Here is a 24886-nt window from a genome sequence, read left to right on the forward strand (position 1 = left end):
CCAATGGGAAATTATGGATTAAACATTTGGGGTAGCAATAATTTTGTCATCGAAAACGGAAAGGTGTGTATCAATAAAGGGATGAAACCCGCCTTGTACGACATCGTCGAAGAGATACGAAAAGGGGACATCCGTGGCCCTATTTTGCTTCGGTTTCCCCACCTTATCAAAAAACAAATCGACACCGTGTATAACAGTTTTCGCAAAGCAAAAGTCGAGTTTCATTACAATGGTGAATTTAATGCGGTATATCCATTAAAAGTTAACCAATACCCTGGCTTTGTGAAAAATCTGGTGGAGATTGGAAAGCCCTATGGCTATGGCTTGGAAGCGGGCAGTAAGGCAGAGTTGTTGTTGGCCATGAGTTACAACAACGACGACGCGCCCATTACGGTTAATGGCTTTAAAGACAAGGAAATGATTAACATCGGGTTTATTGCTGCAGAAATGGGCCACAACATCACCCTCACCATCGAAGGGCTCAATGAACTTGAGAGCATCATTGAAACCGCAGGAGAGCGTTTTGCACCCAAGCCTAACATCGGATTGCGGATTCGCTTACACAGTTCGGGTATTGGGATTTGGGCAAAAAGTGGGGGGATTAATTCCAAATTTGGTCTTACTTCCACGGAGCTCATCAAAGCGGTGAGTATGCTTAAAGATGCGGGGCTTTTGGAGTATTTTACGATGATTCACTTCCACATCGGCTCTCAAATTACCGACATTAACCCCCTTAAAAAAGCCTTGCGCGAGGCGGGAAACATTTACGCAGAACTGCGCAAAATGGGAGCGCATAATCTCAAAGCTATTAACCTTGGTGGGGGTTTGGCTATTGAATATTCTCAATACAAAAATACCCTCAACCGTAACTACACCCTCGCTGAGTACGCCAACGACGTTGTGTTTTTGCTTAAAACCATTGCCAACCAAAAACAAGAGCCCGAACCTGATATTTTTATCGAATCAGGGCGCTACATTGCTGCCAGCCACGCCATACTCATTGCGCCCGTATTGGAGCTGTTTTCCCAAGAATACACCGAAGGAAAACTCTTTTTGAAAGAGAAAAACCCTCCTTTGGTGGCGGAACTTTTGGACTTGTACCGTTCTATGAAGCCAGGCAACGCCCTAGAGTACTTGCATGATAGTATTGACCATATGGAGTCGTTGTTGACCCTGTTTGACCTAGGCTACATCGACCTCCAAGACCGCTCTAACACCGAAGTGCTGGTTAACCTCGTCATCAAGCGTGCGGTAAGTATGTTGGGAGATAAAAACCTTACTGAAATCATGGACATCCAAGAGCGCGTACAGGAGCGCTATTTGGTCAACTTTTCTTTGTTTCAAAGTTTGCCAGATTACTGGGGGATTGGGCAAACATTCCCTGTCATGCCCTTAGACAGACTGGACGAAACCCCTACTCGCTCGGCTTCTTTGTGGGACATTACGTGTGATAGTGACGGAGAGATTGGCTTCAACCTTAATAATCCGCTCTTCTTGCACGACGTCGATGTGACAGAACGCAACTACTTTTTAGGCTTTTTCTTGGTGGGTGCGTATCAAGAAGTGTTGGGCATGAGCCACAATCTTTTCACCCACCCTACTGAAGCGGTGATTCGCATTGAAGACAAAGACCCCAAGGGATATGTAGTTGAGGGGCTGTTGGAGTCTCAGTGTATTCAGGATATTTTAGAGGATATGGACTATGATGTGCGCGAAATTCAAGACAATTTGCATGAGCGCATTGAAAAATCCCCACTGATTGATGACAAACAGCGTAAGCATATTTTGGGAGAGATTTACCTCTTCTTGAACGATAATGGCTATTTGAAAACGATTGGAAAAGAAGGAGAATAATGCAACAAGCAAGCCTATGGCAATTAATAAGAGAAGACTTTTCTATGCCACTTAAAAATGACCCCGCCATTCGCTCGCGCGTGGAACTTGTGTTTAACTACCCTGGTGTTTGGGCGTTGGCCAATTACCGCGTTGCGCATGCTTTACATGTAAAGGGATTTAGGCGCCTTGCGCGAGTGATTATGGGGATTACGCAGATGATTACAGGGGTAGATTTGCACCCGGGTGCTACCGTAGGTAGGCGGGTGTTTTTGGACCATGCGGTAGGGATTGTGGTGGGAGAGACGGCGGTGATTGGCAATGATGTGCTTATTTACCAAGGAGTTACCCTTGGGGGTGTGAGTCTTGAGCGCGATACCAAACGGCATCCTACCATCTTGGATGGCGCGGTGATTGGTTCTGGTGCGAAAGTGCTTGGCAACATTACCGTGGGGAGAAATTGCCGTATCGGGTCAAACTCGGTCGTGGTAAGGGATGTACCCGATGAATCTACTGCAGTAGGAATTCCAGCGCGTGTGATTGATAAAGGGCGCGATAAAAACCCCATGGCACATAACAAAATTCCTGACATTAACAAAGAGCTGTTTGCTTACTTGGTTAAACGTGTGGCACTTTTGGAAGAAGCTATTGTTAAAGACAATAAAGAACTTATCGCTAAAGACAAAGAATTGGATGAAATTTACCAATGTTTTATTAAAACCATTAAAGATTAGTGGCGGTTTTGCTATAATTTCGAAATTTTACATGTAAAGGGAAAAGATGCTTTCACAACGTATTCAGGTGTTATCCGAGTCACTCACAATGGCCATCACAGCACAAGCGCGTGAGTTAAAAGCTGCAGGTGAAGATGTGCTTAGCTTTTCAGCCGGCGAGCCTGATTTTGACACACCTAAAGTGTGCCAAGAAGCAGTGATAAAGGCGGTTCAAAGCGGTTTTTCCAAATACACAGCAGTCCCTGGAGCTCCTGAGGTGCTTGAAGCGGTGTGTGTAAAATTAAAGCGTGATCATGGGCTTGAGTATAAACCCAACCAAATTATCACCAATGTTGGCGCAAAGCACTCTTTGTTTAACCTTTTTCAGGCTATTTTGAATGAAGGCGATGAAGTTATCATTCCTGCTCCTTACTGGGTAACGTACCCCGAGATTGTTCTTTACAGTGGTGGTAAGCCTGTAGTTTTAGACACCGATGAAAAAAGCGGTTTTAAAATCACACCCGCTCAACTTCAAGCAGCTATCACGCCAAAAACCAAGGCACTCATTTTAAACACCCCCTCTAATCCCACAGGTGCTGTCTATTCACGTAGTGAAATCGAAGCCCTTGGCGAAGTGCTAAAAGGGACTGACATTTTGGTTGCTTCGGATGAAATGTATGAAAAATTAGTGTTTGGAAAGCCCTTTACGGCGGTTGCCTCTGTGAGCCAAGATTTGTTTGAGCGTACAGTAACTATCAATGGCCTTAGCAAGTGTGCGGCTATGCCAGGATGGCGTTTTGGCTACATGGCAAGCCCCATTAAAGCCCTTAATGACGCCATAAAAAATCTTCAAAGCCAAAGCACTTCCAATATCTGTTCATTGGTACAAAAAGCAGCTATTCCTGCACTTTTGGGCCAAGCAGATGATGAAATAGCGATCATGAAAGCTGCTTTTGAAAAGCGACGCAATATGGCAGTGGCACTTTTCAATGCCATTCCTGGTCTTTCTGTCGTCTCTCCAGATGGTGCATTTTATTTGTATATTAACACCAAAGAAATTGAACCCGACTCCATGAAGTTTTGCAAGGAGTTATTAGCTGAAGCAAAAGTAGCTACGGTGCCTGGAGCTGGATTTGGTTGTGATGGGTATTTTCGTTTTTCGTTCGCGACTGATGAAGTGAGCATCGAAAAAGGGATTGCAAGAATTGCGACTTTTGTAAGAAATTATAAAAAATAAACTTTCAGAGCAGGGAAAATCCCTGCTCTTTGTGTGCACTTACGCGTTAAATCTTGTCTTTGCATCTTCAAGTGCGTCAATAAGCTCTTGAAGGTTTTCGTAAGGAATGTGTGCTTTCCAGTCAGGTTCTTCGGTGTTGCCTTTAAGGGAAATACCAATGCTCACCACAGGGTGTGAATCAGTGCCATAAGGCTCTTCAAGGTGTGAAATAGAAACCGAACCTTTACGTGTTCCTGCTAATGCAAATGATGTTAGTACTGTATTTTTTCCGCTCATTTATTCTCCTTGTTGGTGTTAAAAAATTTTGAAATTTTGGCTTGAAGTTTAAGCCAATCTTTTTGCAAGACAAGGGGGAATCCTCCATAAGTTTTTCCGCCCTCTAAAGACTTTGTAACCCCACCACGTGCGGCGATAGTCGCAAAATCACCTATTTTCAGATGTCCAGAAGTGGCGCTTTGCCCTCCCATAATGACATTTCTTCCTAGTGTTGTTGAGCCAGAGATGCCTGTTTGAGAAACAATGATACACCCTTCTCCTAATTCGCAGTTGTGAGCAATCTGTACCAAATTATCAATTTTGGTACCACGCTTAATGCGTGTTGTTCCAAAAACAGCACGGTCTACCGTGGTGCATGCGCCAATTTCTACATCGTCTTCTAGCACAACAGTGCCCGTATGGTAAATTTTGATATGCTCACCCTGTGCTGTATGAGCATAGCCAAAACCATCAGCACCAATCACAGCATTGGCTAAAATATGGCACCGTTTTCCAAGTTGTGAGCCACTATAAATAACAGCATTAGGATGAATAATTGACCCTTCGCCTATATATGCATTATCTCCAATGTATGCGCCTGCCATGATAGTAACATCCGCTTCAATCACGGCACCTTTCCCTATATAAACATGAGGGAAGATTTGCGCACAAGGGTCCACGCGAGCAGGCTCTCCTGTGGTGGACGCCAAGGGGGTGGCAAAATACGCACTAGCATAAGCCATGCTCAAATGTGGTGTTGGTGTAACAAGCGCACTACAGCCCCCAGGAAGCGCATTAGTGTGCTCTTTACTTATAAGCACAGCCCCTGCTTTGGTGCTTTTGAGCACATCAAGGTAGCGGCTGTGGTCAAGATAGCTTAATTCGTCTTCGAGGGCATTAGCCAAAGTGTTAAGGCGAGATATTTCTTTGTCTTTGCCCAAAAATTCCAAAGAGAGCAAAGAAGCAAGAGTGGAAAGCTTCATTGCACATCCAAGGCGACAGAGCCACCCCGTACAATTTCAATAGGGTTGTATTTTTTAATGGCTTTTAAAAAGTTGTTCACCCTGTTGGGGTCATCCGCAACCATTGCCACAATAAAGTCCTCACCACTGCTGGCAATGGTGCCGTTGTAGGCTTTAAGCATCGCATCAAGGCCGTCAAATTTTTCACTTAAAGGAATTTTTACAAGGGCCATCTCTTTTTCTACGAATTCGCCCGATTCGATAACCTTATAAGTAGGAATTAGCTTATGTAGTTGTTTTACGATTTGCTCAAGCACTTTGGCATTTCCTGAGGTGACAATGGTAAGGCGCGAAAGATTAGTGTTTGGAATCGGTGCAACAGTGAGTGAATCAATGTTGTACCCTCGTCCTGCAAATAATCCTGAAATGCGCGATAAAACCCCGTGTTCATTTAGTACGATTACTGAAATTACGCGTCGTGTTTCCATTATCAATCCTTATACTCAAGCATCATGTTGTACAGTGTTCCGCCCGATGGAACCATAGGAAGAACGTTTTCTAGGCGGTTAACTTTCACGTCAATCATTGCCACAGTTTTGCTCGCAATAGCTTCTTCTAGTGCTTTGTCGAACTCTTCTTTAGTTTCTACGCGTCGTCCAAAACCCCCAAAAGCCTCCACTAATTTGACAAAATCAGGTTGCATTTGTAGGTCGGTTGAGGAGTAGCGTTTGTCATAAAAGAAGGTTTGCCACTGGCGCACCATGCCTAAAAAGTTGTTATTTAGGATGATGTTAATCACGGGAATTTTATTTTCAACTGCCGTCATGAGCTCTTGAATGTTCATTAAAATAGACCCATCGCCCGTGATGTTGATGGAGATTTGCTCTTTTTGCGCCCATTTGGCGCCCATGGCCGCTGGCATTCCAAAGCCCATGGTGCCAAGCCCCCCGCTGGTTACCCATTGGCGCGGATAAGTAAAAGGGTAAAATTGCGCCGCCCACATTTGGTGTTGGCCTACATCCGTTGAAATGACAGCCTTGTCGCCCAAGAGTTCTCCCACACGCTGAATCGCCCATTGGGGCTTGATAACTTCATTGGAATCTTCGTACCCTAAAGGGTGAATTTCGTTATAACGGGCAAGCAAATCACGCCAGTTTTGGTATTTTTCGGATTTGATTTCTTCTTTGGCGCGTGGAAGCATCGCTTCAAGCACGTTTTTCATGTCCCCTACAATAGGATAATCCACATCCACAAGTTTTCCAATGGAGCTAGGGTCAATGTCTACATGTATAATTTTGGCGTGCTTGGCAAATTCGCTGAGCTTGCCTGTGACGCGGTCATCAAACCGTGGCCCAAAAGCAATCATCAAATCCGCTTCGCTCATGCCCATGTTGGCCGCATAAGAACCGTGCATGCCAAGCATTCCTAAAAGTAACGGGTCATCGTAGCGCAAGGCGCCTCTTGCCATCAAGGTTTCAACGGCAGGAATACCCGTGACTTTGGCAAATTCACGCACTAGTTCCGAAGCGCCTGCGCTAATGATGCCACCACCCAAATAAAGAATGGGGCGCTTGGCTGCTGCGATAGCCTCAACCGCTTTTTTGATTTGCCGTACGTTGCCTTTGTAAGTAGGCTTGTAGGTTTGCATGGCAATTTCTTGTGGGTACTCAAAGGTGCCAAGTTGCGCCGTGACGTCTTTAGGAAGGTCAACATGCACGGGGCCTGGTCTGCCTGTGCGCGCGATGTAAAAGGCTTCTTTAAGGATGCGCGGGAGTTCGCTGACGTGGCGCACGAGGTAGTTGTGTTTGACACAAGGACGTGAAATACCCACGGCGTCAATCTCTTGAAACGCATCGGTGCCAATCATTGTAATGGGTACTTGGCCGCTAATGATAACCATAGGAATGGAGTCCATGTACGCCGTGGCAATGCCTGTGACGGCATTGGTAAAGCCAGGCCCGCTGGTGACAAAGGCCACCCCGACGTTTCCGCTTGCCCGTGCGTATCCATCGGCTGCGTGTACCGCAGCTTGTTCGTGTCGGCTAAGAATGTGTGTGAAGTATTTTTGTTTGTAGACTTCATCATACACGTTCATGATTGCTCCGCCGGGGTATCCAAACACCACTTCAACGTTTTCGTTGCGCAGTGCTTCAATTACCATTTGTGAACCGGTCATTTCCATCATGTTCTCCTTAAAAATTGCCCTCACCTGCCCTTTATATGTGTGTAGATAGGTAAAAAGTGCGTCATTATAACAAAAGTAGATTAAATCAGCCTCACGTTAGTGACTTTCTTGCAACCCATGGCAAAGTGCTATGGCTACGCCTTCGCGAAGCCCATCGTCCACTACTGTCATCTCCTTAAACCCTAAGGTTTGCATGAGCGCTGTGATAATGTTAATTCCTGTAACAATCAAATCGCCTCGTCGTACGCCTACCCACTGTTCACGCTCTTTTTCTTCTAGTGCCAAAAGGCGCTTTAGCGCTTCTTTGTATTCTTTACATGTAAGGGTTGTTCCTGTGATTTTTTCGTGTTGGTAATCGGCGTATCGCATGCCTTGCAAAAAGGCACTGACGGTTGTTGGCGTGCCTGCTGTGGCAACGAGTAGCGAGGCTTTTGGCCACGGTTGTGTTGTGTGCGCTATCTCTTTTAGGGCGCTTTCTAGGGCACCAGAGTCGCCCTCAGTGAGGGTGACAATACCCAAAGGAAAACTGTGGGAAAAGGTTTGGGTTTGGGTTTTACATGTAAGCTCTAGCGACCCACCACCCAAATCCATGAGCCAAAAAGGCAGTGCTGTTTGCCCTAGGCGTGTTAATGCAGTTTGGACGCCTAAAAGTGTTAACGCAGCTTCATCGGCCCCGTCGATAACTTCAAACGTAAGGCCTGTGCGCGCATGGATGCTTTGAAGTACTGCTGTAGCGTTGCTAGCGCGCCTTAGGGCTTCGGTGCTCACACAGCGTACGGGCAGGGTTTTAAAATCAAACAGCAACGCGGCTTCATCTAACGCTTCAAGGATGCGGTTTTGGGCATTTTCACCGATGTAGCCGTTGTGGTGCAACCCCTCAGCCGTACGCACAATGCGCTCAAAGGTTTTAATGCGCGTACCGCTTTTGCAAGAGCGTTGCACCACGCGCAAGGTATTCGAGCCTAAATCACACGCAATAACCTCGTCCATAACACTCCTTTTGAAGGGTTCAAGTTTTGCTATAATACTCCAAATTTCTCCCCAAAGGCAACCCCATGCTCCTCGGCGTAAATATCGACCACATCGCCGTTTTGCGCGAAGCAAGACGCATTAATGACCCCGACCCTCTCGACGCTCTTGGCATCGTAAAGCGCGCAGGGGCGGATCAAGTCACCATCCATTTGCGCGAAGACAGGCGACACATTCATGATGAAGATGCCAAACGCATTGTGGCCCTTTCGCCCTTGCCTGTGAACCTTGAATGCGCTATGGCGCCTGAGATGTTAAAGATTGCGACCACGCTTTTGCCCCATCGCGTGACCTTGGTGCCTGAAAAACGCGAAGAGGTGACCACGGAGGGGGGCTTGGATGTTGAGGGGTATTTTGATGGGCTTAAAGAGGCGGTAAAGCTGCTACAAACCCACGGGATTGAAGTGTCACTGTTTATCGACCCAACGCCTGAAGCCGTAAGACTTTCCCAAGCCTTACATGTAGAGTGGGTAGAGCTCCACACTGGGGCGTATGCTAACCTTTATGCCATGCTTTATGGAAATTTGGCCAATTCTCATCACAGCATTAAAGCACTTGAACTTCCCCGCTCAGAGCTAAAAAACAATCTTCTAACAAGCCTAAAAGCGCTGGAAGAAGCCGCAAAATTGGGTACATCTTTGGGATTAAGGGTTGCTGCTGGACACGGGCTTAATTACCAAAACGTGGAAACGATTGCGCGCATGAGGGCCATCGAAGAGCTAAACATTGGCCAAAGTGTCATCGCTCGCTCGGTTTTTACGGGCCTTGAAGAGGCGATTGTGCGCATGCGCGAGTTGGTGCGATGAAGCTAGCCATTAGTCTTGGGGATTTAAATGGCATTGGTCTTGAGATTGCGTTGCGCTCCCATGAGGAGATTGCGCAATGGTGCGAGCCGGTGTATTGCATTGACCCGACGATGCTTGCGTGGGGTGCGGCGCTGTTAGGCTTAGATGTCCCCGAAAGCTTGCAAACATGCCCGTGTGGCGATGTGTTTGACATTACTCCAGGGCGTGCCACAAAAGCTTCAGGTAAGGCCTCTTACGCATCCTTCCTAAAAGCACTCTCTTTGGTGCAAGAAAATAAAGCTGACGCGTTGGTGACCTTGCCTATTCATAAGGAAGCATGGCACAAAGCAGGAATGCTTTACAAGGGACACACTGACGCTCTGGCAGGACTCTTGAAAGAAGATGCCATGATGATGTTAGGGTGTGAAACGCTTTTTGTGGGCCTTTTTACCCACCATATTCCTTTGAAAAACGTTGCTAAACAGATTAAGAAAAAACCATTAATAGGCTTTTTAATACGCTTTTGGGAAGCCTTACATGTAAAGCCTATTGGGGTGCTAGGGCTTAACCCCCACGCGGGCGATGGCGGGGTGATTGGGAAGGAAGAGCGTGTCATTGCCAAGGCGATTGCAGCAGCCAATAAGGCTATCGGGGAAGAGGTATTTATGGGGCCATTGGTGCCTGATGCGGCCTTTACGCCCCAGAAACTAGCGCAGTTTTCCCATCTGGTGTGTTTGTACCATGACCAAGGATTAACGCCTCTTAAGGCCCTCTTTTTTGAAGAGAGTATTAATGTTTCTCTGGGGCTTAGTGTGGTGCGCACTTCGGTGGACCATGGCACGGCGTATGATATTGCTTACAAAGGTATGAATCCTTCGTGTAAAAGCTTTCTTAATGCTACAAAAAGCGCCATAACACTTGCCGAAAAAAGGCGAAATTTTACCTAAATTTTATTACGAAACGGCTACAGTTCTTTCTTAGTAAAATTTTGGGATAATGCCTCCTTAGAAAACTCCTCTAAGGATGTGCATGTCGCGCGATAACTTTCTGGCTTTTACTCTCTTTACTGTTTCTACCATCGGCTTTTTTGTTTGGGGGTATGATTATATCCCATCTCACCATTTTCTTCTTTTTACCATCGCTACTCTTTTTGGCTTGTTTATGGCCTTTAACATTGGCGGTAACGACGTAGCCAACTCTTTTGGCACAAGTGTGGGTGCAAAGACGATTACCCTTAAACAAGCCCTTATTATTGCAGCTATTTTTGAGCTGAGTGGGGCGATTTTTGCAGGCGGTGAAGTTACTAAGACTATTCGCCAAGGCATTGTTCAAATGCCTACATCCGAATTTGACCCCTTGCTGTTTGTGGCAGTGATGCTCGCCGCACTTTTGAGTGCTGGGCTATGGCTTTTGATTGCCTCAAAAAGAGGATTGCCAGTTTCCACTACCCACTCCATTGTAGGCGGGATTGTAGGCGGGAGTATCGCCCTTGGCTATGTGGTCACAGGAGGTGAGAGCTCTTTTTCTATGGTGAGTTGGGGCAAGATTGGTCAGATTGCCATAAGCTGGGTGGTTTCTCCTGTGCTTGGGGGGATTTTGTCTTATATTGTTTACCACTACATCAAAAAAAAGATTCTCACGCCCACAGAAAAAGCAGTGGACGTGTTAAAGCGCATGAAAAAAAGTCGCAAAATCTACAAAGAAAAATACGCCAATGCCCTTGGACTTAAAAGCGACGAAGAACAAATCGAAGCATTGCGTCATTTGGTTATGCAGGATGATGAGGATCAAAACGGTAATTTGGGCACTGAAACGGATTTTCAAAAACGCATTAAGGCGATGAAAAAACGGGAAAAACAGGTAGATACCTTTGGAGCATTGCGTCGGAATATCCCTTTTGTTGGTGCACTTGCTGCGGTTTCTGTTTCTTCAATGTTGTTGTTTAAAGGGTTAAAAAACCTTAAGATGGAGATCAGTACCATTGAGACCGTTTGGATTATTTTCCTCATAGGCACAGCGGCGTATTTAGTCAGCCTTGCCATTGTGAACATTATGGCCAAGAACGATGCCCACAAAAGTGCGACGCGCATTTTTGCATGGCTTCAGATTTTTACCGCTTCGGCGTTTGCTTTTAGCCATGGGGCCAATGACATCGCCAATGCCATTGGGCCATTTGCGGCGGTCTTGGATGTGCTTAAAACCGGAGCCATTAACGCTAGCGCTCCTGTGCCGCTTATCGCTATGGCTGTCTTTGGTGTGTCGCTCATTGTGGGGCTTTGGTTTTTGGGTAAGGAGGTCATCACCACTGTTGGGTCACGCCTTGCAGAGATTTTGCCCGTAACGGGCTTTTCTGCAGAACTTGCGGCAAGTTTGGTGATTTTGCTTGCAACAGCCTTTGGGATTCCTGTTTCTTCTACTCATATTCTCATCGGTGCGGTGCTTGGCATTGGGGTTCTTAACAAAGATGCCAACTGGAAGCTCATGCGTCCCATCGCTCTAGCGTGGGTTATTACTTTGCCTGTTGCGGGCTTTTCTTCTGCCTTCTTCTTTTTTGTACTTAAAGCAGCTATGGGGCTTTAATGCTTTACATGTAAAGGGTTTAAAGGCCCTTTACATGTAACCCTAGGACTTTTTAACCCAAGACTTGCTACACTTCCTTTCTACTTTTAAACTTTACAAGGAATTTTATTGACATCATTTTCACAACTCTCCCTCTCACCTGCCCTTTTGAAGGCAGTAAGTGAGGAAGGGTATACCACCCCTACTCCCGTCCAAGCCAAAGCCATTCCCCCTATCCTAGAAGGTCGCGACATGCTTGCGGGCGCCCAAACAGGCACAGGCAAAACCGCAGGTTTTACCTTACCCATTTTAGAGCGATTAACGCGTCATGAACACCATAAAGGGAAGCCAAAACTGCGGGTGCTTATCCTTACTCCTACACGCGAACTTGCAGCTCAAGTGGCCCAGAGCGTTGTTACCTATGGCAAATATTTGCCTTTTAGAAGCACTGTGGTGTTTGGAGGCGTGGGGATTAATCCACAAATCAAAGCACTCAAAGCGGGTGTAGACATTTTAGTAGCCACCCCTGGGCGTTTATTGGATTTGCATAGCCAGCAATGTGTTGATTTTTCCAACATTGACACGTTTGTGTTGGATGAGGCAGATCGAATGCTGGATATGGGGTTTGTTAAAGATATTCGTCGCATCATTGCTTTACTTCCCAAGAAACGGCAAAACCTTCTTTTTTCAGCTACCTATTCTGATGAAATCAAGGCCTTGTGTGAGTCCATTTTACACAACCCTGCTATCGTCGAAGTGGCTAGACGCAACACCTCTAGCGAACTTGTGCGCCAGCGGGTCATTGTGAGTGATTGTGCGCGTAAAACTGCTCTTTTGGGCAAACTCATTAGCGAAGAAAAATGGAAACAAGTGCTTGTTTTTACCCGCACAAAACACCGCGCCAATAAGGTCAGTGATTATCTCAATAAGCTAGGCATTACTTCCGCAGCCATTCATGGCAACAAAAGCCAAAGTGCGCGCACGAAAGCCTTGAGTGATTTTAAAGCGGGTCATGTCAAAATTTTAGTGGCCACTGACATCGCGGCGCGCGGCCTTGACATTGACCAGCTGCCTCGCGTGGTGAATTTTGAACTGCCCAATATCGCCGAAGATTACGTGCACCGCATTGGTCGTACAGGGCGTGCTGGAAACGCAGGTGAGGCCGTTTCGTTGGTGTGCATCGATGAGTTTGATTACCTTAAGGGCATTGAGCGTTTGATTAAAAAAGTGTTTGAGCGAGAAGTCATCGAAGGATTTGAGCCTGACCCTTCCATTAAGGCCGAGCCTATCATCCAAGGACGTGGTGGTGGACAACGCCCCTCTTCAGGAAACAAGCGCCCGACAGGCCGCAAGCCAAGACGTTAGTGTGAAAATCTTGGTTGACGCAGACGCGTTTCCCAATGCCCTCAAAGAGGTGCTTTTGCGTACCGTATTAAAGCGCAAGATTCCTACAGTGTTTATCGCCAACAAACCCATTGCCACGCCAAATGTGCCTTTTGTACAGATGAAGGTGGTGGCTTTGGGCGCAGACGAAGCAGACCACCATATCGCCGCACTTTGTGAGAAAGAAGACGTGGTGATTACCGCAGACATTCCCCTCGCAGACCGCGTGGTTGCCAAGGGTGCTCTGGCTCTTGATCCACGCGGCACGGTGTACGATGCAGAAAACATCAAAGGCTTGCTTGCCATGCGCAACCTCATGCAAGAGTTGCGCGATGGCGGACAAATCACGGGCGGCCCAAGTGCCATCGGCCCCAAAGACGTGCGGGCATTTGCCGATGGGCTTAATGGGCTTTTGTCTAAAAAAGTCTTCTAAATAACCACTTTGTAGCCCAACTTCTCTTCCACTGAGGCAATTTTTTGCGTCATGCCTTCGCTTCTGTTTTTGCGAATATCGACCTTAAAACACCCGTATACGCGGTTGTGTTTCTCTAAAGCTTCATAAGCATTTTCGATGATTCTTAACGCTTCAGGCAAAGTAGGTGTTTCAATCACCGTACTCATGGGGGTAAGTTTGTAAGGGTAGCCACTTTGGGCAACCATTTCAACAACTTTGGCTACCGAAGCACTTTTGCTCTCGCCCCCTTCCGTAGGAAAGAGTGAGAATTCCAATAAAACACTCATGTTGTTCCTTTACATGTAAAGAGTACTTGCATCATTTTAATAGTCTCTTCATCCAAAACTCCCTTTCTTGCGCGCAAAGTCTCGATGATCTTTTCTTGTTGAATCTTAGGAAGGTTTTGACCGAACTTGACCTTCATGGTACGCGAAATAGGCGCGAGGGCAAAGACCGCTGTTTTTTCCAACATTGTTTTGTGTCCTTGGGAGGCGATGGGCTCATGGTTTCCCTCAGGTTGATGTTTTGCCATAAGTGCGTCAAGGGCCACGGCTTTTTCGGTAGCATCATTCAAAATGCGAACATCCCCTTGAAAAATCAAGCTCGCAAAAAATTGAGTTGCAGAGCAGGCCAAGGTCGAATGTGTTGCATAAGAGGGAACAAAGGCATAAGGCTCGACGACACTGAAAGAGGCTTGTGGATTTGCTTTAATGAGGCGCATTTTTCTTCCCTCTTTGGAACCATGAAACACTACGCACCCTTTCCACCATGTAAAATTAACAGGCACGCCATAAGGCATGCCTCCCTCCACTAGAGAGAGGGTGCCATAACTACAGGTTTGCATCAAGGTCTCAAAAAGGCCCTCATCCGCACTCTCAAACTCATAACGTCGCAAAGAAGAAGGGGCCGCCGGGATTTCTTCTGTAAGCACAATCCATGTTTTACCTTCTTTTTCAACGGTTTTTAATTCCCTGCTGTTGATGCGTTTTATGACTTGAAATTGGCTCATTTTGTGCATGAGCGCATAGCGCTGAACAGAAACAAGGGTCTCTTTCATAATTTTTCATTCCTTTTGGTCGTCGTCTTCTTGTAAAATGTTATACAAGAAGGCGTATTATTTGTTTTTTAAAGCTTTAATCGCCCCGTGTGCCGCGGCCAATCTTGCGATAGGCACGCGATAAGGAGAGCAAGAAACTTCATCTAGCCCAAGCCTGTGGCAAAACTCAACCGATGCAGGGTCGCCGCCGTGCTCACCGCAAATGCCTATGTGAAGGGCGGGGTTTACCGCTCTTGCTTGGGCGACGCAAATCTCCATCAGCCTGCCTACACCGCTTTGATCCAAGCTTTGGAATGGGTCTTTTTCGTAAATGCCCTTGCCCACATAGTGTTTTAAAAAAGAGTCCGCGTCGTCTCTGGAAAACCCACAGCACATTTGGGTCAAGTCGTTGGTTCCAAAGCTAAAAAAATCACAGTGGGGTGCTAGTTCATCAGCAGTTAAAGCGGCTCTAGGCACCTCAATCATCGTACCAATTTTATACGCCACCGCTCCGACTTCCACAGCCACTTTCTCGATGACCTCTTTTAGAAAAAGATACTCTTTTAAATGCCCCACCAAAGGGATCTCAATCCACGGTTCACAACCAGGAACTTTGAGGGCTGCTTGAAAAATGGCTCTGGCTTGCATTTGGGAGATTTCAGGGTAAACCACGCCAAGGCGGCACCCCCTAAACCCAAGCATGGGGTTAAATTCATGCAGGCTGCTAATGGTCTGCTCAAGCTCCTCTTTAGTAACCCCAACCTCTTTAGCAACCTCCCTAATGTCTGCCTCATCTTTTGGTAAAAACTCATGCAACGGCGGGTCTAAAAGGCGAATGATGGCGGGTTTTCCCTCAAGGGCTTCAAAGATTTCTTGGAAATCTTTTTCTTGGTAGGGCAAGAGTTTATCTAGCGCTTTAACCCTGCTGTGAGTATCTTTAGCCACAATCATCTCTCGCACCGCTTGGATTCTAGAAGCGTCAAAAAACATGTGTTCCGTACGGCACAAGCCGATGCCCTGCGCCCCAAACTTGATAGCAGTTAGCGCGTCTTTTGGGTTGTCGGCATTGGTTTTAACCAGTAGCGTTCTAAACTTATCGGCCATGATCATTAGCTCACCAAAATAACCCGAAAGCTCTGGCTCAATGGTCGCAACCCTCCCCTCATAAACAACACCAACAGAACCATCAAGGGTGATGTACTCCCCATCGTTAAGGGTTTTTCCCTTCATGGTGAGTGTTTTTTTCTCTTCGTTAATGAGCGCGTCACTACAGCCTGCGACACAGCACTTACCCATGCCTCTAGCCACCACTGCAGCATGGGATGTCATGCCGCCTCTGGTGGTCAAAACACCCTGCGCGGCGTTCATCCCAATCAAATCCTCAGGAGACGTTTCCACCCTCACCAAGATGACCTTTTCGCCCGCTTCGTTTCTCTTGTGGGCTTCTTCCGCGTCAAATACGATTTTACCTACCGCAGCCCCTGGAGAGGCGGGCAACCCTTTGCCCAAAACCGTTGCGGCTTTGGTGGCTTCGGGGTCAAGCTGTTTATGCAACAACTGGTCAAGCTGTGCGGGGTCTACTCTTAACACCGCTTGTTTTTCATCGATCAAGCCCTCTTTTGCCATCTCTACTGCGATTCTCACGGCCGCGGCCGCGGTTCTTTTGCCGCTTCTGGTTTGTAGCATCCACAACTTGCCCTCTTCGATGGTAAACTCCATGTCTTGCATGTCGGTGGTGTGTTGCTCTAGCTTGTCTTTGTAGCCAACCAACTCCTCGTAAAGGGCCTTGTTTTGATGGCCCAGCGCCTCAATACTCAGTGGCGTTCTTGTGCCCGCAACCACATCTTCGCCTTGGGCGTTCATGAGGTATTCGCCGTAAAAGACGTTTTCGCCAGTGGAGGGATTTCTGCTAAAACACACACCCGTCCCCGACGTCTCTCCCTTGTTGCCAAAGACCATGGCTTGCACCGTTGCGGCTGTGCCTGAAAGGCTTTTGAGGTTGTTTAGTTCGCGGTACAAAATAGCGCGGCTGTTGTTCCAAGACTTAAAGATGGCTTCGATGGACATCTCCAACTGAACCATGGGTGACTGGGGAAAAGGCTGGTTGGTGTGCTTTTGGATAATTTCCTCAAACTCGCCTACAAGTTTTTTAAAATCCTCCGCATTAAGCTCTGTGTCCAAGGTGACATTTTTTTCATTTTTGATGCGCTCTAGCGCCGCCTCAAAAAGATGCGAAGGCACACCCATGACCACCTCGCCAAACATCATCACAAACCTACGGTACGAATCGTAGGCAAATCTTGGGTTGGAAGTTTGCGCGATGAGCCCAAGGACGGATGTGCTGTTTAGGCCTAGATTTAAAATGGTGTCCATCATGCCCGGCATGGAGATAGCACCGCCTGAACGAACAGAAACAAGCAAGGGGTCTTGGTCGTCTCCTAGCTTCTTGCCCATTGTTGCTTCGAGTTTGTCCAGATGCTGGGTGTATTCTTCTACGATGGAAGCGGAGATGGCCTTTGTGTCGCCCTTATAATACGCTTGGCAAGCCTCCGTCGTGATGATAAAACCAGGGGGAACGGGGATTCCTAGCCTCGTCATGACCGCTAGATTGGCCCCTTTTCCACCTAACAACTCTTTTAAATCAGCGCTGCCCTCTTCGAAACTGTACACAAACTTGTTGCCCATTTTGCCCTCCCTATGGTGTGTAGTTTTTCTATGCAAGTTGAGTCGTTTTCCAAAGCAATGGTTTCGTGATGGTATTTGTATATTTTATCGTAGTATTCTGTAAGCAGTAATGAAACAACAGTATCTAAATCACCTTTGTCAAAAGCTTCACACAAGGTGCGTTTGGTTTCTTTAGAAATAAAGCGCGAAATCTTATCAAGAGCATAATAAAAAAAAGGTGCGTCTATGGCTTCATACTCTTTTTTGATGCGGGCTATTCGATCTTTCAAAGGGGCAGTAATGCGCACTTTTTTGCCTTGATACATAGCATGGTATAAGGATGAAGGAAGCATGAGTTTGCCAATGCGCTTACTCTCCCCCTCGATAAAACAAAAAGGAGCTTTTTCGACATCTTTGATGGCGCAGGCAAGAAGGTTCTGAAACATTTTGGTGCTTGGTTGGGTGTGGGTTTGTCTTCCAAAAACAGAACCTTTGTGTTCTGCTAGAGCCTCTAAATCAATAACAGGGGAAAGATGCTGTAAAAGTTCTGTTTTACCACATCCTGTGTTGCCAAAAAGGGTGATAAAAGGAGGAAGTGTGGGTTCTTCAAGTAAGGCAACAATAACATTTCTTATCCCCTTGTAGCCATTTTTGACACGGTCCACACGGTAGCCAATCTGGTCTAAAATCAGTCCAAAAGAGGCTGAACGCAATCCGCCTCTAGCGCAGTACAGGGCGATTTTTCCCCCTGGAGGAACTCGAGTGTAAATAGATGCAAGGTGAGTGGAAACATTGGCGCAAATATACCCTGCTCCCAAGGCTTTTGCACGAAATTTTGACTCTTGTTTGTACACACACCCCACTTCGTGACGCTGGGTATCATCTAGGGCGAAAAAATTATGTGCTGTTGGAAAGTGTGAGGTAGCAAATTCACTAGGGCTACGCGCATCGATAATTAAATCATACTGCGCGTAGGTTTCAAAAAAAGCCTCAGGTTCAATGAGACGCATTAGTAAGTAGACATTTTAAAATGTTCCAAAGAGGCTTGCTTAAGACGCTCATAAATGCCTTCAAATGGGACGCCATGGACGCGTATTTCTCCGATAGTGGTGATGAAATTGGTATCTTTTTGCCACCGCGGGACAAGATGGTAATGCACGTGTTCAGCAATGCCAGCTCCGGCGCACTCACCCAAGTTCATCCCAATATTGACCCCTAAAACCCCAAAGGTTTCTTTGAGCATTTTCACACCCGTGCGCACATGGGCACTCATTTGGTCCCAGACTACTTCGTCTAAGGTTTCGATAGCACTGGTGTGCTCATAGGGGATAATCATAAAATGGCCCGGCGTGTAAGGGTAGCGATTCATGACACCATAGCAGTGTGTGTCGCGAAACAAAACGCCAAGGGCTTCATCGTCTTCTGGCGTATCGGCAATGTGGCAAAACACACAGCCTTGCGTGCTGTTTGTAAAGTATTCACTGCGCCAAGGCGCATACAATCCTTCCATTAATCCACCTTTTTAAACGCACGTAGCGCTTCTTCGATGTTTGCTTGACGCATAAAATGTTCCCCAATCAAAAAAGCATCCGCCCCCACCTTGCTCAAATGAGCAATGGTTTCTTTGCACTCTACCCCGCTTTCTGCCACGATGATTTTCCCATTGGGAATAAGGGGCATGAGTTTTTCGGTGAGGTTCATGTCCATTTCAAAGGTTTCCAGATTGCGGTGGTTGATACCGATGATGTCCGCACCTGCAAAAATAGCTTTGGTTAAATCTTCTTTGTCGTGAATCTCTACGAGCGCTTCCATGCCAAGATGACGAGTGTATTCAAGCAGTTCTTTAAGCTCTTTGCGACTAAGTGCTGTGGCGATGAGCAAGACAAAATCTGCCCCGTACACCAGTGCTTCCACCAGTTGGTATTTGTCGACAATAAAATCTTTGCGCAAGAGAGGCGTTGCCACGTAGCGACGAATTTGGGTGAGGTATTCTAGGTTGCCTTGAAAAAAATGCGGCTCTGTGAGTACCGAGATGGCATTTGCGCCCCCTTTTTCGTAACTTTGAGCGATAACAAGCGGGTCAAAATCCTCTCGAATTACCCCCTTGCTGGGGCTTGCTTTTTTCACCTCTGCGATGATACGATAAGGCTCCTCCTTGGTTGCTTTTAGATAGGGGGAAATATCGCGCGGGGGGTAGTTGTTGTACGCCAAAGAGCGTCCTAGCCACTCCAAGGGATACTCAATCTTGCGGCGTTCCAAATCCTCTTTGGTTTGCCTTATAATCTTGTCTAAAATCATTCACTTTTCCTTATGCATGCGTTAATTTTTTCATAATGGTCTTTGATTTCTTGCTCACTTGTGGTATTTAAAATGGGTACCATGAGAGCATGGGCTTCTTGGCATCGTCCAAGTTTATAATACCCCCATGCTAAGGAATCGATATAATAAGGGGAATCAGGCTCTTTTGCTAAGGCACGTTTGACAAGTGCTATGCCTTTGGCTATATCTACGTCATGGTCAATGAGCAAGTACCCGTAATAGTTCAAGTACAAGGGCTCTTCAAGGGTTTTAATAACCTTTTCAAATTTTTCCGACACCGAAGAGAGTAAGGCTTTTGTGATGGTGTCTTTGTTGTATTCGTATTCGTAAATGGCCACCCTGCCAAGGTAGTCAAGCTTTCCAAAATCTTCATAAGCTCTCTTGGCGACTTTATAGGCTTTTTCAAATTCTTTGCGCGAGGCGTGCAAATCCATTAACATCAATGGGTCGTGGTTGCTTTGGTTTAAAAAGGCAATCGCTCCTGCAAAATCTCGCTTAAATAGTAAAAGTTCCACCACCTTGTTGGCATATTGGTCTTCTTTTTGACCCATATAGAGCATTTTGTAGGTAGAGATAAGCCCGTCAATGTTTTTTGTTTTGCCATATATTTGCACTAAACGGAAACACGTAGCTTTGGTGCATCCGTTCATGCGACGCACGGTTTCAAGATAAGAAATGGCTTCGTTGGTGCGATCAAGATGCGTGTCTAGCAAATCCACAATGGCAAGCAAAGACTCTTCGCTTTGAGACTCTTTGTAGATTGAATCATAGTATTTTAACGCAAGATCATACTCCTTGAGATGAAAATGAATGGAACCCAAAATAGTTAAGTTTTGTATGGATTTTTCCCGCCCGATCAAGTTTATCATCTGCTCTTTGGCTTCTTCAAACGCTTTGTTGTTGAGCAAAACCCCTACATGTAAACGCACTACATCCCCATCCTCTGGCGTATGGGCAAGGGCTTTTTCAAGCAATTTTTCTACAGGAAGCCCCGCAGAAAAACCAATCCTTAGAGCTTCTTTGATGTACTCAAGTTTGTTGGTGCGGTCAAACAGTGTTTCAAACATTTCAACCGACGTGCTTGCGTCTCCCTCTTGATAGGTTACCAAGGCTTGTAGGGCCAGTAGGTCTTCGCCATCGATGGAGTACCTTGGAGGGGATGATGGACTTTGAACAGAGGGCGTACATCCTCCTAGAAAAAAAACAATGGCTAATGAGACAAGGAAACGATACCAGGACATTCTTTCTCCAGTTCGTCAAAATGACGTTTAAAATAGTTCCAAAAAGGAAAGGTTCGGCATTGGCTTGGCCGCACCTCATAGATGCTGCATCCACGTTTTTGGTCATCAAAAAAGAGACACGCAACGCCACTTTCGTGCGGGATTTCTTTAATGCTGTACATGTGCGATTCTTTAAACAAATAGCGTTCCACAAAGAGGGATTCTTCTAAATTTAAAAAATTAGCAATAGCTGTTATCTCTTTGGGGTTAACCCAAATATACCCGCTTTCTCCAATGCAGCAATTGCCTTTACATGTAAAGCACACTTTTGGGTTGAAGCCATAATCAAACCCCTCTTGTGTTTTTAACATGAAACACTCACAGTGCCTGCTTTGCTGAAAATCGTAGCGGCTTGTGGTGTGGGGCCTTGCATGTCATTTACCACCAAAGGTGGTAAAATCTCACACAAACTTTTAGACGAACGCTTTGCTTCTAAAAGAACCAAAGAGGCAATCTTCGATGCCTTGGGATGCACGCATTGTAGGGCTGTGGGGGTCAGTTTGGACGCATGCAAGTGGTGCATGATGGCTCCTAGTTGTTTAGCATCATAACAAAAAAGCACTTTGCCGTGGGGTTTAAGCACCCGTTTCGCTTGGTCTAAAAAATCTTCCAAGGGTAAATGGGTAGCGTAACGGCTCAGGCTTAGGTGTGGGTTTTGGCTTTTTTGGGTTCCATCGTGATAAAACGGTGGATTACTAACAATAACATCCATGCATTGGCGCCACGATAACGTTAAAAAATCCCCTGTTTGAACCTCTAATTCAAGAGAATTTGCGCGCGCATTTTTTTGGGTCAAGGTGACATTTTCAGGCTGAATATCGATGGCGTGAACGGCACATTGGGGCAAATCTCGCTTGATGAGTAACCCTAAAATTCCACATCCACAACCCACGTCCAACACCTCGCCGCTGCACCCTTGGCGCAAAATAAAATCATACAACATAAGACTGTCACTGTTGTAGCGATAGCCTTGAGCAAGTTGTTCTAAGCGCACTAGCGGTACACCCGAATAATGAAGCCACGCCTGTTGGGCACTTCAACTAAATCTGAGGAGTAGCTAATGCGTGCAACTCCTTCAAAATGGCGTTCAATTAACTCTCCACCTTTTGCGGCGCGCTGTTTTCCTAGTCCTAGATTGGAAAGGCGGGTTAAGCGTTCTATCTCATTTTTTGCTACCCCAAGCGCCTCTTCTTGCTCGATGCGTTTTAACGTAGCAAACCCACCATCGTCCACAATAGGAAGCACTTCAAAAAAGTGCGAAGCCTCATAAGTGTTTAAAAAAGCATCGACTCGTGCTTTACATGTAGGGGTTGCTTCGTTGGTGCCACTTTCCATGTCGTCGCAGGTGATGGAGGCCAGGAGTTCAGGTTTTTTAAGAACAGCATCTTTAAGTAGGGTTTGGCTTTCGGTTTGTTCTTGCAAAAGAGCAGTGTTGAGCTGTTCGATTTTGGCTTCGTAAATCTCTTCGCGTTTTTTTATCTCTTGCTGAAGGGCTTCAAACTCATTTTTAAGAGCAAGGAGTTGTTTATCTTGTGTGAGTTCAAGCAGTGCTTTTTCCTTTTCAAGCTTTATGCGGGCTTCCTCTAATGCCTCGATACGCTCTTTGAGTGCCTGTGCTTGGTTCTCAAGTTGAATGCTTTGTTCGCGGTGTTTGGCTTCTAGTGTATCGATATGTTGTGAGGTTTTAGCGATGATAACGTTTCGTTCACGCTCTAATGAAACAATTTTCTCATTGAGAGTTTGGTAGTTTTTGACATGCTTTTCTTCGTTGCTTTCCACGGCTTGAACAGAAGAGCGAGTTGTTTTTTCTAAAGTCTCTTCTAGGGAAGTGATTTTTTCATTGAGGGCTTTTTTCTCAGCGGTTGTTTCTTCTAAGGTTTTTTTGTACGCGTCTACCTGCTCTTTTAAAGAGGCAACCAACTCGCTCTCGCGCTCTTTGGCGTTTAGACTCTGGCCTTTAATTTCCTCTAGAGCGCTCGCGTATTCTTTGTCTTTTTGGCTAACACGTTCTTGGGCCATGCGCTCAATCTCTCTGATGCGTTGGGTGAGTTGCTTTTTTTGCTCCTCAAGGGTGCTATTTTGTGCGCGCAGAGAAACAAGGGTTTCTTCATGGCTCTCACGCAATTTTTCACGCATCAGACGCTCTTGTTGTGCCTTGCTTTCAAGGTCGATGGTTTGGTTGCGTAGCGTGTTTAGTGCTTCTTCATGCTTGCGCATGAGCGTGTCTGTTTCACTGTTTTTTTGCGCTATTTCTTGGTAATAGGTCTCTTTTAGGCCACCCATTTCTTGGATAAGTTTTTGGATAGCTTCATTGTGTTTACGCTCTTGGGCTAAAATTTCGCGGGTGTGGTTGGTTAGGATGGTGTTTTGTTCGGCCTCTTTTTCTCTCAGGGTGTTGCGCAGCTGCTCTGTGTCATTTTTACTCTCGCGCAAGGCTTTCTCTTTTTCATCCAACAAGGCGCTCATCTTCTCTTGAAGGGCTTTGTGCTGCTCTAAGAGATAGCGGTTTTTTTCCGCAAGCGTAGAGTTGCTGATGCGCTGCTCTTTGGTGGCTACACTGATCTCTTTGTCAATTTCCATGGATTTTTCGCGCAACTCTTTTTGCAATTCGTACACGGTATTTTCCAACCCAATAATTTTGGTTTCGTATTCCCGCGAAGTGCGCATCGCTTCTTGTTGCAAGTCGTTAATGCGACGGGTGAGATCGTTGATGTTTTGATAGTGCTGTTGTTCGGCTTGGTTCATGGTTTCTAGATTTTGGGTTTGAAGCTTTTGGCGCTCTTCATCTAGCGCTTTTTTTTCATTGTTAAGCGTGATGGCAAGTTCCCAGTTTTTATTGGCCAAATCAATGTTGTCTTGGTATAAAAAACGGTTTTTTTGACGCAAGGTGAGTACTTGCGCCTTAAGTTCATCCGCAGTCCCTTCAATGGGCGTTTCTACTTCCACCGCAAGCTCTTTGGTGGCAGTAGGGATGGCGCCCAAAGCAGTAATGGCTTGAATGTCGTTTTTATGCACATAGGCTTGCTGAATTTGCGGGGGTAAATCCTCAAATTTTAAAGGCGCTTTTTGCTCCTCATGTTTTGCAAATTCATCTGGAGAAAAGCTGTACATGTAAGCCGCTCCTATTCCAAAAACAAACAACCCGCCCAACGCCATACTTAAGGCAATAACAGACAAAGAACGCCCCTTGTGCTCCATGGATTACCTTTGGCCTAAAATATGCTCAATGATGTGATAACTGTGATTTAACGCCATGGCAATGGATCCACCAGAATTCACCGCAATATCGCCACCAATATAAAGTCCAGGCACCTCGGTTTGATAATTTTCATCAAAAATAGGATGCCCTGCCCCATCAAGCGTAATGCCGCATTTTTTCAAAAAATCCACAGGTGTTGTGCCGCCAATGGCGTAAACAACGCGGTCATAAACCGTAAAGTTGCCGTCGGTAAAATTCACACGCACTTTCCCTGAAGCATTCTCAAGGCTCTTGATGTCTACACCAAGACGCAAACGCAACAACTCTTGGCCGTCATAGGCGTAAAGTTGTTCTTCGTTGATGTCGTTAAGGCGTGAAAAGGTGGGTCGGCGATAATTAAGGGTGACGGTATTGGTTTTGGAGAGTTCTAGCGCGTATTCTGCTGCCGAGTTCCCTCCGCCTACGATGAGGAGTTTTTCCCCTTGGGAACATTTGTCAAGATTGAAATTAACCAATTGTTTAATCGAGGGTGGGATTGGGTAATCGGGCTTATTGGGCTTGCCCATTTTACCAATGGCAACGATGACATTTTTGGCTTCATAGCCCGCTTTTGTGGTGACCACTTGAAAAGAATTCCCTACTTTTTTGACGCTCTCTACTTCGCTGTTAAACGCAGTGTCAATTTCGCCATTATCAAGCAAAGAGTCAAAATAATCAAGCGTGCTCTCTTTTGAGCCATCGGAAAATTGCACGCTCCCTTTAAGCTCAACCACTTGACCTTTATAGTCTTTATCTACCCGCTTGTTGTCTTTGTAAAATTTACGGATGGTTTGGGAGTGGTTTTCCCCTTTTTCGATAAGCAAAACACTTTGTAATCCGCGCATTTTTGCCTCTACTGTTGCACTAATTCCTCCGGGGCCTCCGCCAATGACAATCATGTCGTACACGCAATTCATTTGGTTCTCCTTTGGTTATAATCGCTCCTAAAGCGAT

The 24886-nt window shown here is 46.1% G+C and carries 24 protein-coding genes; 8 read left to right on the top strand and 16 right to left on the bottom strand.

All coding sequences use genetic code 11. The features are described 5' to 3' along the window. The first annotated feature begins 3 nt into the window (after nucleotides 1–3). Genes speA through JWV37_RS07400 form a run of 3 tightly spaced genes read left to right on the top strand, consistent with a single transcriptional unit; the run spans nucleotide 4 to nucleotide 3783 of the window. A complete protein-coding gene (gene speA / locus JWV37_RS07390) occupies nucleotides 4–1854 on the top strand; it encodes a biosynthetic arginine decarboxylase (protein WP_205459181.1) in 1851 nt (616 codons plus the stop codon). Continuing rightward, complete coding sequence (gene cysE, locus JWV37_RS07395; RefSeq protein ID WP_205459149.1) at nucleotides 1854–2567, top strand: serine O-acetyltransferase; 714 nt, start codon at nucleotides 1854–1856, stop codon at nucleotides 2565–2567. Before speA ends, cysE begins: the two co-directional genes overlap by 1 nt. A 46-nt stretch (nucleotides 2568–2613) precedes the next feature. Next, nucleotides 2614–3783: a pyridoxal phosphate-dependent aminotransferase gene (locus JWV37_RS07400; RefSeq protein ID WP_205459150.1), complete on the top strand. Its 1170-nt coding sequence runs from the start codon at nucleotides 2614–2616 to the stop codon at nucleotides 3781–3783. 39 nt (nucleotides 3784–3822) lie between these two features. On the opposite strand, the gene JWV37_RS07405 is transcribed toward JWV37_RS07400, so the two are convergent. The 5 genes from JWV37_RS07405 to JWV37_RS07425 form a co-directional block, all read right to left on the bottom strand. Further along, entirely contained in the window at nucleotides 3823–4059 is a 237-nt protein-coding gene (locus JWV37_RS07405) for a hypothetical protein (protein WP_205459151.1), read from the bottom strand. Further along, nucleotides 4056–5021 carry a UDP-3-O-(3-hydroxymyristoyl)glucosamine N-acyltransferase gene (gene lpxD, locus JWV37_RS07410; protein ID WP_205459152.1) on the bottom strand — a complete coding sequence of 322 codons (966 nt, stop codon included), beginning with the start codon at nucleotides 5019–5021 and terminating at the stop codon, nucleotides 4056–4058. The genes JWV37_RS07405 and lpxD overlap by 4 nt, the downstream gene beginning before the upstream one ends. Next, nucleotides 5018–5488, bottom strand: coding sequence for an acetolactate synthase small subunit (ilvN, locus tag JWV37_RS07415; protein ID WP_205459153.1), 471 nt, complete (start codon nucleotides 5486–5488; stop codon nucleotides 5018–5020). The genes lpxD and ilvN overlap by 4 nt, the downstream gene beginning before the upstream one ends. Before the next feature lie 2 nt (nucleotides 5489–5490). After that, the gene (locus JWV37_RS07420) at nucleotides 5491–7182 is read right to left on the bottom strand and encodes an acetolactate synthase large subunit (protein WP_205459154.1); all 1692 of its coding nucleotides are present in this window, start codon (nucleotides 7180–7182) and stop codon (nucleotides 5491–5493) included. Between the two features lie 99 nt (nucleotides 7183–7281). Continuing rightward, nucleotides 7282–8175: a Ppx/GppA phosphatase family protein gene (locus tag JWV37_RS07425; protein WP_205459155.1), complete on the bottom strand. Its 894-nt coding sequence runs from the start codon at nucleotides 8173–8175 to the stop codon at nucleotides 7282–7284. 65 nt (nucleotides 8176–8240) lie between these two features. Here JWV37_RS07425 and JWV37_RS07430 point away from each other — a divergent pair, with 65 nt between their 5' ends. The 5 genes from JWV37_RS07430 to JWV37_RS07450 all read left to right on the top strand — a co-directional run bounded on the left by JWV37_RS07430 (nucleotide 8241) and on the right by JWV37_RS07450 (nucleotide 13374). Next, nucleotides 8241–9020 (top strand): pyridoxine 5'-phosphate synthase, encoded by a 780-nt coding sequence (locus JWV37_RS07430; protein ID WP_205459156.1) that lies wholly within the window; start codon nucleotides 8241–8243, stop codon nucleotides 9018–9020. Continuing rightward, nucleotides 9017–9946: a 4-hydroxythreonine-4-phosphate dehydrogenase gene (gene pdxA, locus JWV37_RS07435; RefSeq protein WP_205459157.1), complete on the top strand. Its 930-nt coding sequence runs from the start codon at nucleotides 9017–9019 to the stop codon at nucleotides 9944–9946. Before JWV37_RS07430 ends, pdxA begins: the two co-directional genes overlap by 4 nt. A gap of 82 nt (nucleotides 9947–10028) precedes the next feature. Further along, the gene (locus JWV37_RS07440) at nucleotides 10029–11579 is read left to right on the top strand and encodes an inorganic phosphate transporter (protein WP_205459158.1); all 1551 of its coding nucleotides are present in this window, start codon (nucleotides 10029–10031) and stop codon (nucleotides 11577–11579) included. A gap of 108 nt (nucleotides 11580–11687) precedes the next feature. Further along, complete coding sequence (locus JWV37_RS07445; protein WP_205459159.1) at nucleotides 11688–12923, top strand: DEAD/DEAH box helicase; 1236 nt, start codon at nucleotides 11688–11690, stop codon at nucleotides 12921–12923. 1 nt (nucleotide 12924) lies between these two features. Then, nucleotides 12925–13374: a YaiI/YqxD family protein gene (locus JWV37_RS07450; RefSeq protein ID WP_205459160.1), complete on the top strand. Its 450-nt coding sequence runs from the start codon at nucleotides 12925–12927 to the stop codon at nucleotides 13372–13374. Here the strand turns inward: JWV37_RS07450 and JWV37_RS07455 are convergent. Genes JWV37_RS07455 through JWV37_RS07505 form a run of 11 tightly spaced genes read right to left on the bottom strand, consistent with a single transcriptional unit; the run spans nucleotide 13371 to nucleotide 24849 of the window. Next, complete coding sequence (locus JWV37_RS07455) at nucleotides 13371–13682, bottom strand: thiamine-binding protein (protein WP_205459161.1); 312 nt, start codon at nucleotides 13680–13682, stop codon at nucleotides 13371–13373. The genes JWV37_RS07450 and JWV37_RS07455 overlap by 4 nt on opposite strands. After that, the gene (locus JWV37_RS07460; RefSeq protein ID WP_205459162.1) at nucleotides 13679–14452 is read right to left on the bottom strand and encodes a pyridoxamine 5'-phosphate oxidase family protein; all 774 of its coding nucleotides are present in this window, start codon (nucleotides 14450–14452) and stop codon (nucleotides 13679–13681) included. The genes JWV37_RS07455 and JWV37_RS07460 overlap by 4 nt, the downstream gene beginning before the upstream one ends. A 57-nt stretch (nucleotides 14453–14509) precedes the next feature. After that, complete coding sequence (gene ppdK / locus JWV37_RS07465) at nucleotides 14510–17116, bottom strand: pyruvate, phosphate dikinase (RefSeq protein WP_205459163.1); 2607 nt, start codon at nucleotides 17114–17116, stop codon at nucleotides 14510–14512. Beyond that, complete coding sequence (mnmH, locus tag JWV37_RS07470) at nucleotides 17068–18105, bottom strand: tRNA 2-selenouridine(34) synthase MnmH (protein ID WP_205459164.1); 1038 nt, start codon at nucleotides 18103–18105, stop codon at nucleotides 17068–17070. Before mnmH ends, ppdK begins: the two co-directional genes overlap by 49 nt. Further along, nucleotides 18105–18605 carry an HIT family protein gene (locus JWV37_RS07475; RefSeq protein ID WP_205459165.1) on the bottom strand — a complete coding sequence of 167 codons (501 nt, stop codon included), beginning with the start codon at nucleotides 18603–18605 and terminating at the stop codon, nucleotides 18105–18107. Before JWV37_RS07475 ends, mnmH begins: the two co-directional genes overlap by 1 nt. Beyond that, a complete protein-coding gene (trpC, locus tag JWV37_RS07480; protein ID WP_205459166.1) occupies nucleotides 18605–19393 on the bottom strand; it encodes an indole-3-glycerol phosphate synthase TrpC in 789 nt (262 codons plus the stop codon). The genes JWV37_RS07475 and trpC overlap by 1 nt, the downstream gene beginning before the upstream one ends. After that, entirely contained in the window at nucleotides 19390–20655 is a 1266-nt protein-coding gene (locus JWV37_RS07485; RefSeq protein WP_205459167.1) for a tetratricopeptide repeat protein, read from the bottom strand. Before JWV37_RS07485 ends, trpC begins: the two co-directional genes overlap by 4 nt. Continuing rightward, complete coding sequence (locus JWV37_RS07490; RefSeq protein WP_205459168.1) at nucleotides 20625–21005, bottom strand: YkgJ family cysteine cluster protein; 381 nt, start codon at nucleotides 21003–21005, stop codon at nucleotides 20625–20627. Before JWV37_RS07490 ends, JWV37_RS07485 begins: the two co-directional genes overlap by 31 nt. Then, nucleotides 20999–21688, bottom strand: coding sequence for a tRNA1(Val) (adenine(37)-N6)-methyltransferase (locus tag JWV37_RS07495; RefSeq protein WP_369407665.1), 690 nt, complete (start codon nucleotides 21686–21688; stop codon nucleotides 20999–21001). Before JWV37_RS07495 ends, JWV37_RS07490 begins: the two co-directional genes overlap by 7 nt. Beyond that, the gene (locus JWV37_RS07500) at nucleotides 21688–23892 is read right to left on the bottom strand and encodes a coiled-coil domain-containing protein (RefSeq protein WP_205459169.1); all 2205 of its coding nucleotides are present in this window, start codon (nucleotides 23890–23892) and stop codon (nucleotides 21688–21690) included. Before JWV37_RS07500 ends, JWV37_RS07495 begins: the two co-directional genes overlap by 1 nt. A 3-nt stretch (nucleotides 23893–23895) precedes the next feature. Next, nucleotides 23896–24849: an NAD(P)-binding domain-containing protein gene (locus JWV37_RS07505; protein WP_205459170.1), complete on the bottom strand. Its 954-nt coding sequence runs from the start codon at nucleotides 24847–24849 to the stop codon at nucleotides 23896–23898. Nucleotides 24850–24886 lie beyond the last annotated feature (37 nt).

Source organism: Sulfurospirillum tamanense (assembly GCF_016937535.1).
Taxonomy (GTDB): domain Bacteria; phylum Campylobacterota; class Campylobacteria; order Campylobacterales; family Campylobacteraceae; genus Sulfurospirillum_B; species Sulfurospirillum_B tamanense.

Coding starts and splice junctions, on each gene's coding strand:
- speA (WP_205459181.1), top strand. CDS start 4: ATGGGAAATTATGGATTAAACATTTGGGGTAGCAATAATTTTGTCATC.
- cysE (WP_205459149.1), top strand. CDS start 1,854: ATGCAACAAGCAAGCCTATGGCAATTAATAAGAGAAGACTTTTCTATG.
- JWV37_RS07400 (WP_205459150.1), top strand. CDS start 2,614: ATGCTTTCACAACGTATTCAGGTGTTATCCGAGTCACTCACAATGGCC.
- JWV37_RS07405 (WP_205459151.1), bottom strand. CDS start 4,059: ATGAGCGGAAAAAATACAGTACTAACATCATTTGCATTAGCAGGAACA.
- lpxD (WP_205459152.1), bottom strand. CDS start 5,021: ATGAAGCTTTCCACTCTTGCTTCTTTGCTCTCTTTGGAATTTTTGGGC.
- ilvN (WP_205459153.1), bottom strand. CDS start 5,488: ATGGAAACACGACGCGTAATTTCAGTAATCGTACTAAATGAACACGGG.
- JWV37_RS07420 (WP_205459154.1), bottom strand. CDS start 7,182: ATGGAAATGACCGGTTCACAAATGGTAATTGAAGCACTGCGCAACGAA.
- JWV37_RS07425 (WP_205459155.1), bottom strand. CDS start 8,175: ATGGACGAGGTTATTGCGTGTGATTTAGGCTCGAATACCTTGCGCGTG.
- JWV37_RS07430 (WP_205459156.1), top strand. CDS start 8,241: ATGCTCCTCGGCGTAAATATCGACCACATCGCCGTTTTGCGCGAAGCA.
- pdxA (WP_205459157.1), top strand. CDS start 9,017: ATGAAGCTAGCCATTAGTCTTGGGGATTTAAATGGCATTGGTCTTGAG.
- JWV37_RS07440 (WP_205459158.1), top strand. CDS start 10,029: ATGTCGCGCGATAACTTTCTGGCTTTTACTCTCTTTACTGTTTCTACC.
- JWV37_RS07455 (WP_205459161.1), bottom strand. CDS start 13,682: ATGAGTGTTTTATTGGAATTCTCACTCTTTCCTACGGAAGGGGGCGAG.
- JWV37_RS07460 (WP_205459162.1), bottom strand. CDS start 14,452: ATGAAAGAGACCCTTGTTTCTGTTCAGCGCTATGCGCTCATGCACAAA.
- ppdK (WP_205459163.1), bottom strand. CDS start 17,116: ATGGGCAACAAGTTTGTGTACAGTTTCGAAGAGGGCAGCGCTGATTTA.
- mnmH (WP_205459164.1), bottom strand. CDS start 18,105: ATGCGTCTCATTGAACCTGAGGCTTTTTTTGAAACCTACGCGCAGTAT.
- JWV37_RS07475 (WP_205459165.1), bottom strand. CDS start 18,605: ATGGAAGGATTGTATGCGCCTTGGCGCAGTGAATACTTTACAAACAGC.
- trpC (WP_205459166.1), bottom strand. CDS start 19,393: ATGATTTTAGACAAGATTATAAGGCAAACCAAAGAGGATTTGGAACGC.
- JWV37_RS07485 (WP_205459167.1), bottom strand. CDS start 20,655: ATGTCCTGGTATCGTTTCCTTGTCTCATTAGCCATTGTTTTTTTTCTA.
- JWV37_RS07490 (WP_205459168.1), bottom strand. CDS start 21,005: ATGTTAAAAACACAAGAGGGGTTTGATTATGGCTTCAACCCAAAAGTG.
- JWV37_RS07500 (WP_205459169.1), bottom strand. CDS start 23,892: ATGGAGCACAAGGGGCGTTCTTTGTCTGTTATTGCCTTAAGTATGGCG.
- JWV37_RS07505 (WP_205459170.1), bottom strand. CDS start 24,849: ATGAATTGCGTGTACGACATGATTGTCATTGGCGGAGGCCCCGGAGGA.